The organism is Streptacidiphilus pinicola, from assembly GCF_003258295.1.
Classification (GTDB): domain Bacteria; phylum Actinomycetota; class Actinomycetes; order Streptomycetales; family Streptomycetaceae; genus Streptacidiphilus; species Streptacidiphilus pinicola.
Genome location: NZ_QKYN01000155.1, coordinates 17173 through 27897, shown reverse-complemented (window position 1 = coordinate 27897; position 10725 = coordinate 17173). Strand labels below are relative to the sequence as shown.

Annotated in this window: 14 protein-coding genes; all 14 read right to left on the bottom strand. The window is 71.2% G+C overall.

Going from position 1 to position 10725, the window contains the following annotated elements:
- Positions 1-80: 80 nt before the first annotated feature.
- Positions 81-1703 (bottom strand): YifB family Mg chelatase-like AAA ATPase, encoded by a 1623-nt coding sequence (locus DN069_RS32545; protein WP_111506844.1) that lies wholly within the window; start codon positions 1701-1703, stop codon positions 81-83.
- Between the two features lies 1 nt (position 1704).
- A complete protein-coding gene (locus DN069_RS32540) occupies positions 1705-2088 on the bottom strand; it encodes a YraN family protein (RefSeq protein ID WP_111506843.1) in 384 nt (127 codons plus the stop codon).
- A 125-nt stretch (positions 2089-2213) separates the two neighbouring features.
- Positions 2214-2549 (bottom strand): DUF2469 domain-containing protein, encoded by a 336-nt coding sequence (locus DN069_RS32535; protein ID WP_042430502.1) that lies wholly within the window; start codon positions 2547-2549, stop codon positions 2214-2216.
- Positions 2550-2562: 13 nt separating this feature from the next.
- Entirely contained in the window at positions 2563-3081 is a 519-nt protein-coding gene (locus DN069_RS32530) for an NUDIX hydrolase (protein ID WP_111506842.1), read from the bottom strand.
- A 53-nt stretch (positions 3082-3134) separates the two neighbouring features.
- Positions 3135-3866 carry a signal peptidase I gene (gene lepB, locus DN069_RS32525; protein WP_111506841.1) on the bottom strand — a complete coding sequence of 244 codons (732 nt, stop codon included), beginning with the start codon at positions 3864-3866 and terminating at the stop codon, positions 3135-3137.
- A 141-nt stretch (positions 3867-4007) separates the two neighbouring features.
- Positions 4008-5060: a signal peptidase I gene (gene lepB / locus DN069_RS32520; protein ID WP_165845738.1), complete on the bottom strand. Its 1053-nt coding sequence runs from the start codon at positions 5058-5060 to the stop codon at positions 4008-4010.
- A gap of 74 nt (positions 5061-5134) precedes the next feature.
- Positions 5135-6013: a signal peptidase I gene (gene lepB, locus DN069_RS32515; protein WP_111506840.1), complete on the bottom strand. Its 879-nt coding sequence runs from the start codon at positions 6011-6013 to the stop codon at positions 5135-5137.
- Positions 5997-6764, bottom strand: a complete 768-nt coding sequence (gene lepB, locus DN069_RS32510; RefSeq protein ID WP_111506839.1) for a signal peptidase I — start codon at positions 6762-6764, stop codon at positions 5997-5999. Before lepB (DN069_RS32510) ends, lepB (DN069_RS32515) begins: the two co-directional genes overlap by 17 nt.
- 68 nt (positions 6765-6832) lie before the next feature.
- Positions 6833-7183, bottom strand: coding sequence for a 50S ribosomal protein L19 (gene rplS, locus DN069_RS32505; protein WP_111506838.1), 351 nt, complete (start codon positions 7181-7183; stop codon positions 6833-6835).
- 155 nt (positions 7184-7338) lie between these two features.
- Entirely contained in the window at positions 7339-8157 is an 819-nt protein-coding gene (trmD, locus tag DN069_RS32500; RefSeq protein ID WP_111506837.1) for a tRNA (guanosine(37)-N1)-methyltransferase TrmD, read from the bottom strand.
- On the bottom strand, positions 8157-8750 hold the full coding sequence (gene rimM / locus DN069_RS32495; RefSeq protein ID WP_111506836.1) for a ribosome maturation factor RimM: 594 nt from the start codon (positions 8748-8750) through the stop codon (positions 8157-8159). Before rimM ends, trmD begins: the two co-directional genes overlap by 1 nt.
- A gap of 93 nt (positions 8751-8843) precedes the next feature.
- The gene (locus DN069_RS32490) at positions 8844-9083 is read right to left on the bottom strand and encodes an RNA-binding protein (protein WP_042373980.1); all 240 of its coding nucleotides are present in this window, start codon (positions 9081-9083) and stop codon (positions 8844-8846) included.
- Positions 9084-9085: 2 nt separating this feature from the next.
- On the bottom strand, positions 9086-9523 hold the full coding sequence (gene rpsP, locus DN069_RS32485) for a 30S ribosomal protein S16 (protein WP_111506835.1): 438 nt from the start codon (positions 9521-9523) through the stop codon (positions 9086-9088).
- A 349-nt stretch (positions 9524-9872) separates the two neighbouring features.
- Complete coding sequence (locus tag DN069_RS32480; RefSeq protein ID WP_111506834.1) at positions 9873-10472, bottom strand: hypothetical protein; 600 nt, start codon at positions 10470-10472, stop codon at positions 9873-9875.
- Positions 10473-10725 lie beyond the last annotated feature (253 nt).

The window sequence follows — 10725 nt, the reverse complement described above, 5'->3', positions numbered from 1 at the left end:
CCCCAAGACCGGCCCCGTGCCGGGCGTCGCTTCTGGACGAGGCGCGGCACGGGGCCGGTCTTGGGGGGAACTGGTCGGGGTCAGAAACAGGGGTCGGGCGGCGCGGTCGCGCGGAAGGCGGTGCCGCGGAGGGAGAGGGCGGCCTGGACATGGTCGCGCTGGGGGCGGTCGGAGCCGGCGAGGTCGGCAGCGGTCCAGGCGACGCGGAGGACGCGGTCGAGGCCGCGGGCGGTGAGGAAGCCGCGTTCCATCTCACGTTCCGCGTCGCGCAGCGCCTCGGGGCCGAGGGGGTAGCGGGTGCGCAGCTCGTGGCCGGGCACCTCGCCGTTGAGGCGCCACGGGGTGTCCGCGTAGCGGGCGGCGGCGCGTTCCCGCGCGGCGAGGACGCGGGCGGCGACCACGGCGGTGGACTCGGCGGGCGCGTCGCGCTGCCGCAGCAGCGCGGTGCGGCTCACCGCGTCGACCTCGACGCGCAGGTCCACCCGGTCCAGCAGCGGGCCGCTCAGCCGGGACTGATAGCGCGTCACCATCGTCGGCGTGCACTCGCACGCGTCCCCCCGACGCGACCAGCGGCCGCACGGACAGGGGTTGGCCGCAAGCAGCAGCAGGAACCGGGCCGGGAGGCGGAGCGAGCCCGCCGAGCGGGCCACGAGGACCTCTCCCGCCTCCAGCGGCTGGCGCAGCGCGTCGAGCACGCGGGCGCTGAACTCGGGTGCCTCGTCGAGGAAGAGGACACCCCGATGGGCGAGGGACGCCGCGCCGGGCCGGGGCAGGCCGCTGCCGCCGCCGACGATTGCGGGCATCGTCGTGCTGTGGTGCGGGGCGCAGTAGGGCGGGTTCCGCACCAGCGGGCGGCCGGCCGGGAGCAGACCGGCGATGGAGTGGATCGCGGTGACCTCGAGTGCCTCCTGCTGGCCCAGCGGCGGAAGGACGCCGGTCAGCCGCTCGGCCAGCATGGTCTTGCCCGCGCCGGGCGGGCCCTTGAGGAAGAGATGGTGTCCGCCCGCGGCGGCCAGCTCCAGGGCGCGGCGCGCCTCGAACTGGCCGGCCACGTCGGCGAGGTCCTTGCGCCAGCCCTCGGCGGCGTCCGCGTGGCGGACGCCCATGCCGACACCCGGCAACGACAGGCCCGCCAGAGCCGGATCGGGGCCGCAGGCGAAGAGCTGCTCCGGTGGCTCCTCGGGCTCCGGCTCGCCGCACAGCAGCGCGATCAGCTGGCGCAGCGAGCGGACCGGGAGCACCTCGATGCCGGGCACCAGCGCCGCCTCGGCCGCGGTCGCCTGGGCGACGGCCACCTTGGCGTACCCGGCGTCGACGGCGGCCAGCACCGCCGGCAGCACGCCGCGCACGGGCCGGGCGCGGCCGTCCAGGCCGAGCTCGCCGACGAGCAGCAGCCGCTCGATCGACTCTGGCTTCAGCCGCTCGGACGCGGCCAGCACCGCGCAGGCGATGGCCAGGTCGAAGCCGGAGCCGGACTTGGGCACGGAGGCCGGGGAGAGCCCGACGGTGAGCTTGCGCAGCGGCCACTTCTCGCCGCTGTTGACGACGGCGGCGCGCACCCGGTCCCGGGACTCGTTGATCGCCTTGTCCGGCAGCCCGACGATGGTGAACGTGGCCAGCCCCGGCTCGATGTCCGCCTGGACCTCGACCACGACGCCGTCCACGCCGAGGAGCGCCACGGAGCCGGTGCGGGCGAAGGCCATCTCAGGCCACCGCCCCGCGCAGGTGCGTCACCCGGGCCGGGCCCCGGCGGCCGTGCACGACGCTCAGCAGGTCGATCCGGACCCCACCCGGGGGCGGCGGCCCGGACCAGCGCTCGGCGAGCCAGCGCTCCGCGAGGCCCGCGAGCCGGCTCGCCTTGGTGCCGTCGATGGCCTCGGTCGGGCTCTGCGCGCCGTCCTCGGTGCGGGTCTTCACCTCGCAGACGGCCAGGACCGTGCCGTCGGCCAGCGGATCCAGGGCGACGATGTCGAGCTCGCCCGCGCGGCAGCGCCAGTTCCGGTCGAGGATGCGCAGCCCGGCGGACTCCAGGTGGCGGACGGCGGCGCGCTCTCCGTAGGCGCCGAGGGCCTGGGTACGTGCGGTCATCGGGGATCACCTCCGCGCAGCAGCCTTCCGCTGCGCGGAGCGCGATTCCAACGGCCTCAGCAGGCCTGTGGACAACCCGGGGGTGTGGAAAACCCGCTCACCCGCCGGAGGGACTCACGGTGGGGTCAGTGTCCTCCGCCACCGAAGCCCGCATCGTCCTGCGGGAGCTCGAGATCGCTCTTGGCGAGCTCCTCCACGTTCACGTCCTTGAAGGTGAGCACCCGTACCTGCCGGACGAAACGAGCCGGGCGGTACATGTCCCAGACCCACGCGTCCGCCATCGTGACCTCGAAGAACACCTCGCCCTGGAGCGAGTGGACCTTGAGCTCGTAGTCGTTGGTCAGGTAGAAGCGGCGCTCGGTCTCGATGACGTACTTGAACAGACCGACGACGTCCCGGTACTCCCGGTAGAGCTTGAGCTCCATCTCGGTCTCGTACTTCTCGAGATCCTCGGCACTCATCCCTACGTTCCCCTCAGCTGTGCGTACGTCCAACCATTGTGGACCACAGGCGCGGCCCGGAGAGCCTGACCGGGCGGGCCGGTGGGCCATCCCGCAGGACCTGGCCGAGGAGCTTCGCCAGTGCGTTCGGATAGATCGTCTCGCGGGTGGTCCTCAGTTCCTGCAGCGTCCACCAGCGCAGCCCGTCCGTGCTGCGCCGTTCCAGCTCCGTCTGGCCCGAGACGTCGGTCTCGACGGTCTCGGTCCTGGCCAGGAAGTACCACTCGTCCTGGGCGTACCTACGACCGTCGAACTGGAACTCCGTCGCCCGGGTGGCCAGCAGCTCGCCCAACCGGGCGTCGCGGATGCCGGTCTCCTCCGCTATCTCGCGGTGCGCCGCGTCCGCGAGGTCCTCTCCCTCCTCGACGCCCCCGCCAGGGGTGAACCACCACTGGCGGCCGGGCTGCTCCGGGTCGAAGCCGTGCAGCAGCAGAATCCGGTCCCGCGGATCCAGCAGCAGGACACGCGCCGCCCTGCGTCGCTTCGGCCCCATGCGTCGTCCTTCCGTCCGCACGCCTTCCGTGCGCACAGCCCCCGAACCGCGGCTCACGTCTCGCGCGTGCGCCGACGGGTCACTATGCCTGCGACCGTACCCGCACCAGCGGTGATCAACACCAGCAGCGCGCCGCCGACGGTCGCATAGGCGGCCAGGCCCAGGGGGCCGTGGTCGCTCGCGGGACGGCCGCCGGGGAGGGCGTCGAAGGCGCTGGTGCGGTCGATCGTGTGCACGGCCGACACCGGGAACACCACGCCCTCGACCCGGGCGACCACCGCCGAGGTGGGGACGGTGCCGCCGAGCTGGTCCAGGTGGGCGCGGGAGTCCTCGGAGACCGAGCGGTTGTCGCCCAGCAGCCAGAGCCGCCCGGCCGGGACCACCGTGTCGAAGCTCTGGTCGGCTGGGCCCGCCCGGCCCACGGTCGGGTTCTCGTCGAGGTAGGGCTCGGTCAGCGGAGTGCCGTTCACGCTGACCCGGCCCTGCGCGTCGCAGCACTTCACGTGGTCGCCGCCGAGGCCGACGACCCGCTTGACCAGGTCCGTGTTGCCCCAGTCGCTGTCCTTGAAGACGACGATGTCGCCGCGGCCGACGCCGTCGCCCGAGGCCCGCTCGGCCAGCACCGTCTGACCGGCCATGACGGTCGGCTCCATCGAGCCGGTGGGTACCGCGTAGGGCCGGTACTGGACGGCGATGAAGGCAAAGCCGCCGATCATGGCCAACAGGCCGATGCCTATGCCGAGGGCCTGGATCACCGCGCCCGCCGTGGGCTTCCGTCCCGCCATCCGTGCCGCTCCGCTCTTCGCCACTGCCACCGGGCGCACACGACGGAGGGCCGTGGCGCGTCCGAGCAGATTACTCGGCGGTACCACGGCCCTCGCAAGGGTTGGACGGCAAGAGCCCGCGTCGGGTCCTTACCTCCGGTGCTACTTCTGGCGCAGCTTGCGGCGGCGGTTGAGCCAGGTGATCGGCACGGCGGCGGCCAGGCCCACCACGCTCGGGTAGCTCGCGGAGAGGGCGAGGGCCTGGTTGGTGATGCCGGGCTGGGAGAAGGTGTCCGGGATCGGCAGGGTCTTCCAGTGCGAGATCGGCCAGGCCACGACGATCGCCCGCCCGATGACCTTGCTGTCCGGCACGGAGCCGCCACCCGGCTCGTCCGCGTGGTAGCGCGAGTCGAGCGAGTCCTGGCGGTGGTCACCCATCACGTAGATCGAGTCGGCCGGGACCTTGAATGTGGGGATGTTCTTGTCGCCGCACGGCGTGCTGCCCGGGTAGAGGTAGGGCTCGTTCAGCGCCTTGCCGTTGACGTAGACCGGGCCGGTGCCCTTGCAGCTGATGGTGTCGCCGCCGACCGCGATGACCCGCTTGATCAGGTCCTTCTCGTTCACCGAGGGCATCAGGCCGATCCAGGACAGCACGTCCTGGAAGCCGCGGACGAAGCCGTTGCTGCTCGGCTGCTCGCCGGGCTCGCCGGCCAGCCAGTCGCTCGGGTCGTGGAAGACCACGACCTCGCCGCGCGACGGCTTGGAGCCGAAGTTCGGTGTCAGCTTGTCGACCAGGACGCGGTCGCCGATCTGGAGGGTGTTCTCCATGGAACCGGAGGGGATCGAGAAGGCCTGCACCAGGAAGGTCTTGATCAGCAGCGCCAGCGCCAGCGCGACGATGACGAGGATCGGCAGCTCCTTCCAGAAGGAGCGCTGCTTCTTGGCCTTCGATCCCCGGCCGGAGGTGCCGAGGTCGTCGAGGTCGTCCGCCCCGCCCCCCGAGCCCGCGCCGCGGCCCGTACTACCGTGGAGGGCCGGCTCCTCCGAGAGGTTCGGCGTCGTACTCCCCGCCTGGTCGCCCATATTCTCCGCAGCCTCGCTCTTCTCCTCGGCGGAATCGCCGCGTGACTTGTCCTCCACGGACCCTACGGTACGGCCGCTGGAGTCCTCGGGCTCGCCGACACCATCGCGGGCACCGATCACCAAGTCCCCCACGTCGCCTCCTCAGCTGATGCACGGACGGCGCCCGTCCACGCAACTCCTACCACCCGGCCCACCCACGCCACACCTCACGCGCGGCGGGTACGGCGTGCGCGCCTCACCCCGGGCGCAGCCGCGACCACACCCATAACGATCGGGAGTTCCGCAGGAACCGGGGAGAGCGGCGCTGCCGAAGAAACTTGACGAACACTTTGCTGGCCGCTCGGCAGCGTCTGCCACCGCGAGACCGGCCAGACGATCGCCACCGCCCGTCCCACCACGTCCTTCTCGGGCACGAAACCACCTCCCGGCTCCGTCATGTGGTAGCGGGAGTCGGCCGAGATGTCGCGGTGGTCACCCATCACCCACAACTCGCCCGCCGGCACCGTCACCTTGAACGGGATCCGCGAGGGCGGGTTGCCGGCGTAGAGGTAGGGCTCGTCGATCTCGTGGCCGTTGACCGTGATCCTCCCGTCGGAGCCGCAGCAGGCGACGGTGTCGCCGGGCAGGCCGATGACGCGCTTGATCAGATCCCGGTCGGAGGGCAGCAGGCCGAGGAAGGTGAAGGTGCTCTTGACCGCGCCCAGCACCGGCCCGGAGGTCGGCACCGGGTCGTTCTTCAGCCAGTCGCTCGGGTCGTTGAAGACGACGATGTCGCCGCGCTGCGGGGTCCAGCCCAGCCAGGGCGAGAGCTTGTCGACGGCCACCCGGTCGCCGATCGCGATGGTGTTCTGCATCGACCCCGACGGGATCGAGAAGACCTGGACCAGAAAGGTCTGCAGCAGCAGCGTGATCACCAGCGCGACGACGATGACCAGCGGCACCTCCCGTACCAGCGAGCGCTGTCGGCGCCGCTTGGCGCGCTGCGCGCTGCGGCGCCGTTCCGCGCGCCCCCGTCCCGCCCGGGAGGCGTCCAGGGACGCGGCCGGCTCGGGGTGCGCGTTGCGGGGTCTACCCCTGGTGCCCACGCGACCCGCCCTCCGCGCTCGCGATCGAGCGGTCCAGCGCGGCGAAGAGCTGCGGGCGGTCGAGCGAACCCCAGTGACCCACCGGGGCGATGACCCACTCCGCGCGCCCGATGACCCGGTTCACCGGCACGAAGCCACCGCCCGGGTCGCCGAGGTGGGCCCGGGAGTCGGCGGAGACCGCCCGGTTGTCGCCGAGCACGAACAGCTCCCCGGCCGGCACCTGCACGGCGAAGGGGAAGGAGGACGGCACCGCGCCGGGATAGAGGTAGGAACTCTCGTCGAGCGGGACCCCGTCGACGGTGATCCGGCCGTGGGCGTCGCAGCACTTGACGGTGTCGCCGCCCACCCCGATGACCCGCTTGACGAAGTCGTTCCCGGAGAAGTCGCTGCCAGTAGGTGTCTCAGCCTGGGTGGCGGTGTCGATGAAGGAGCCGCGGCCGTCGAAGACGACGACGTCACCGCGCTGGGGCGTGCCGCCGAAGTCGTAGGAGAGTTTGTTGACCAGCACCCGGTCGCCGACCGCCAGCGCGTTCTCCATCGACCCGGAGGGGATGGTGAAGGGCTGCACGACGAAACGGTTCAGCACGACCACGACCAGGACGCAGACGGCCACCAGCGCGAGGAACTCCTTGGCCCGCCGGGCGGCGACCCCACCGAGAAGGCCGAAGGACCGCGACGGCGCTGCTGTCCCCTCGTCTTCGACGGGGGACGGAGCGCTGTCGCGGTCCTCGGGAAGCTGCTGCGTTTCCATGGCGGGAGCAGCCTAAGCCATCAGGCTGTGCCGCAAGTGAACGCTGTGCTCTTCGGGAGCGCGGGAGCTCAGCTCTCGCGCTTCTCCTTGATCTTCGCAGCCTTGCCGCGCAGGTCGCGCAGGTAGTACAGCTTGGCGCGACGGACGGAACCGCGGGTCACGACCTCGATCTTCTCGACGATCGGGGTGTGCACCGGGAAGGTGCGCTCGACACCGACGTTGAAGGAGACCTTGCGGACCGTGAAGGTCTCGCGGACGCCCGCACCCTGGCGACGGATGACGACACCCTTGAACTGCTGGATACGGGAGCGGTTGCCCTCGATGACGCGAACGTGGACGTTCACGGTGTCACCGGCGCGGAACGCCGGGATGTCAGAACGGACCGACGCGGAGTCGACCTCGCTGATCAGGTTGGCCATGATCTCTCCATCACAGGCACCACAGGCCGCCCGCGGAAAATAGTCTCTGGTGAAGTGCTGTGTGTTCTCCGGTTCCCGTCGTCCCCCCTGAGGCAGAGGCGGCGGTCCTGGCGGCCGGAGACAGGCAGCAAGGGGTCATTCTGCCATGTCGCCGGTCATTCGGAGAAATCGGCCGTCCGAAGAAAACGGCCGCTCGCCTCGTCCCACCAGACGCCCAGATCCGCCAGTGCCTTCAGGTCGTGCTTGTCCATGTCCTCGCGCCGCCAGCGGGCGACCAGGTCGGGACGGTGGGCGAGGGTGCGGGCGAAGGCCCGCTCCCGGCGCCAGCGGGCGATCTTGCCGTGGTGACCGCTGAGCAGCACCTCGGGCACCTCGCGGCCGCGCCACTCGGCCGGCTTCGTGTAGACGGGACCCTCCAGCAGGTCCGCCATCCTGCCGGGCGCGAACGAGTCGTCCTGGTGCGACTCGGCGTTGCCCAGCACACCGGGCAGCAGCCGGGCCACGGCCTCGACGATGACCAGCACCGCGACCTCGCCGCCGGCCAGCACGTAGTCGCCGATGGAGACCTCGACGACCGGCATCCGGTCGGCGGCGTCCTCGATGACCCGGCGGTCGATGCCCTCGTACCGGGCCGGCGCGAAGGCCAGCCACGGTTCGGCGGCCAACTGCTGGGCCAGCTCCTGGGTGAACGGCCGCCCGCTCGGCGTCGGGACGACCAGGGTCGGCACCGCGCCCTCCCCGGGACCGGACGCGACGACCGCGTCCAGCGCCGCCGACCACGGCTCCGGCTTCATCACCATGCCGGGGCCGCCACCGTAGGGGGTGTCGTCCACGGTGCGGTGGATGTCGTGGGTGAACTCGCGCAGCTCGTGCAGGCGCACGTCCAGCTGCCCGCGGGCACGGGCCTTGCCGACGAGGGAGAGGTCGAGCGGTGCGAGGTACTCGGGGAAGATCGTGACGACGTCGATGCGCATCAGGCGTCGGCCCCGCCGCTCTTCTCGTCCTTCTCGTCCGCAGCCGCCGGCTCCTCGTCACGCGAGGAGGCGACCACGGCCTGGGCGGGGTCGATCAGGCCCGGCGGCGGGGTGATCACGGCGCGCTGCGCCTCCAGGTCGATCTCCGGGACGATCTCGCTCACGAAGGGCACCAGCACCTCGGTGCCGTCCGGGCGGACGACGGTCAGCAGGTCCTGGTACGGCAGGTGCAGCACCTCGGTCAGCTCGCCGACGAGGGTGCCGTCGGCGAGGACCACGTCCAGACCGACCAGCTGGTGGTCGTAGTACTCGTCCGGGTCCTCCGGGGTGTCCTCCGGGTCGATCTCGGCGATCAGCATGGTGCCGCGCAGCGCCTCGGCGCCGTTGCGGTCGTTGACTCCCTCGAAGCGCAGCAGCAGGCGTCCGCTGTGCACCTTGCCGGAGGCGACGGTGAGCGGACCGGCCGAGCTCGGGTCGGTCATCAGCACCGCGCCGGGGCCGAGCCGCAGCTCGGGCTCGTCGGTGCGCACCTCCACGGTGACGTCGCCCTTGATCCCGTGGGCGCGGCCGATCCGGCCGACGATCAGCTGCACTGTTCCGTGTCTCCTTCAGACATCATGAAAAGCAAGGACCGGCTGGGATCCAATGATCCCAGCCGGTCCGTAGAGGTGCCTCTCAGCAGCCCGTCAGCGTGCGCTGTCCACGTCGACCAGGTCGACGCGGACACTGCGACCGCCGAGGGCGGTGACCACGGTGCGGAGCGCACGTGCCGTGCGCCCACCGCGGCCGATGACCTTGCCCAGGTCCTCCGGGTGCACCCGCACCTCCAGGACCCGGCCCCGGCGGAGCTCACGCGAGCGGACCTGGACGTCGTCCGGGTTCTCGACGATGCCCTTCACCAGGTGCTCGAGGGCTTCCTCCAGCATGCTCAGGCCTCGGCGGAAGCGTCGGACTCGGCAGCGGCCTCGTCCTTCTTCTCCGTCTTCTTCGCCTTCGGGGTGATGGCGACACCGGTCGTCGAGTCCTCGAAGCCGGCGACGGCCTTGGCGAAGAGGTGCGAGAAGTCGGTGATCTTCGGCTCGCGGACCTTCAGCGGGGCCGGGGCCTCGAGGCCCTTGAACTTCTGCCAGTCGCCGGTGAGCTTCAGGATGGCGAGCACGGCCTCGGTCGGCTGCGCGCCGACACCCAGCCAGTACTGCGCACGGTCGCTGTCGACCTCGATGATCGAGGGGTCGTAGGTCGGCTGGTAGATGCCGATCTCCTCGATCGCGCGACCGTCACGCTTGGTGCGCGAGTCGGCGACGACGATGCGGTAGTGCGGGGAGCGAATCTTGCCGAGACGCTTCAGCTTGATCTTGACTGCCACGGGAGTGGTTCTCCTGGTTTTGACGTGGGTGAGCAGCCGCGCATTCCACGTGGGGTTGCGGCTGCTGGCTGCTCGACGGACACGTCAGCCGGAGGAGAGAGGGGTCCTGCTCGGCTGCCGAGTACTCAGCTGTCCATTCTGCCATATCGGCGGGCGCCGCCCGACCAGCGGGTACGCGTCGACGGCGGGCGTCTGCGTCCGGGCATGCCGAACAGCGGCACCGGCTCATGGGTCGTCCGGTGCACGTCAGGGGGCGCCTCGCCGAGTGCGGGCCGCGGACCGGCGGGGCCACGGACCGCTCGGCGGTTCAGCCAGAGCGGATCAGCGAGAGCGGATCAGCCGGGGCCGATCAGCGGCGGGCGCGCGGTTCGGAGATCTGGAAGGCCTCGCCGCAGTTGCCGCAGACGATGGGCGCCTGGGACAGCACGGACGGGACCACCCGGACATTGCGCCCGCAACCGCAGACCGCCTTGACGCGGACGCCGCCCCCGGAGGAGCCGTGCCGCGTGGCGGGACCGCGGAAGGTGCGCGACCGGTCCACCACGCCGCTGGTCGCGGCCGCGTGGTCGCCGAGCGCGCGCTGCAGGCGATCAATCGTTTCCGCATAGCGCTCGCGGGTCTCCGGCCGCATGGTGACCAGGGAGAATCCGGAGCTCGGATGCGGATCGGCGTTGTGGTCCAGGCCGAGCTCGTCGGCCAGGGCCAGGAAGCGCCGGTTGTGGTAGCGCCCGGCCCGGGAGGTGTCCCGGATGCCGCGCGCGGCGGCGAGGCCGTGTGCGGCCTCGTGCAGCAGCCGCTCGAAGCCCAGCTCGGTGCCGCAGGCCGAGGAGGACTCCCCGATCAGCGACTCCGGAGCTGCGAGGTTCGGCAGGTCGGAGTGGAAGCGCTGGATGTCGCTCCAGGCGACGGCCAGCTCAGCGGCGAGAACAAGAGGTTGTGTCGTGCTCACGCAACGCAAACGAGGAAGGTTCCCGGGATGTTCCGCAGAATCGCAAATTGTTGAAGGCTTTATTTTTTCGTGACCTGGGCCACACCTACTCGCAACCGGAACGCGGTCGCGCAACAATTCGCCATCTTCCGTTCAAGGAAAGCAAGTTGACCAAATGCGGCGGGCCGGCCCGCACACTCCCGCACGAGAGCGACGGACCGGCCCGACTACGACGATCGACGGAGCGCGAACGCAGCCGATACGCGGAGGGTCA

What these genes read in the sequence shown, in the direction of transcription:
- DN069_RS32545 (WP_111506844.1), bottom strand. Translation starts at nt 1,703, where the DNA reads ATGGCCTTCGCCCGCACCGGCTCCGTGGCGCTCCTCGGCGTGGACGGC.
- DN069_RS32540 (WP_111506843.1), bottom strand. Translation starts at nt 2,088, where the DNA reads ATGACCGCACGTACCCAGGCCCTCGGCGCCTACGGAGAGCGCGCCGCC.
- DN069_RS32535 (WP_042430502.1), bottom strand. Translation starts at nt 2,549, where the DNA reads ATGAGTGCCGAGGATCTCGAGAAGTACGAGACCGAGATGGAGCTCAAG.
- DN069_RS32530 (WP_111506842.1), bottom strand. Translation starts at nt 3,081, where the DNA reads ATGGGGCCGAAGCGACGCAGGGCGGCGCGTGTCCTGCTGCTGGATCCG.
- lepB (WP_111506841.1), bottom strand. Translation starts at nt 3,866, where the DNA reads ATGGCGGGACGGAAGCCCACGGCGGGCGCGGTGATCCAGGCCCTCGGC.
- lepB (WP_111506839.1), bottom strand. Translation starts at nt 6,764, where the DNA reads ATGGAAACGCAGCAGCTTCCCGAGGACCGCGACAGCGCTCCGTCCCCC.
- rplS (WP_111506838.1), bottom strand. Translation starts at nt 7,183, where the DNA reads ATGGCCAACCTGATCAGCGAGGTCGACTCCGCGTCGGTCCGTTCTGAC.
- trmD (WP_111506837.1), bottom strand. Translation starts at nt 8,157, where the DNA reads ATGCGCATCGACGTCGTCACGATCTTCCCCGAGTACCTCGCACCGCTC.
- DN069_RS32490 (WP_042373980.1), bottom strand. Translation starts at nt 9,083, where the DNA reads ATGCTGGAGGAAGCCCTCGAGCACCTGGTGAAGGGCATCGTCGAGAAC.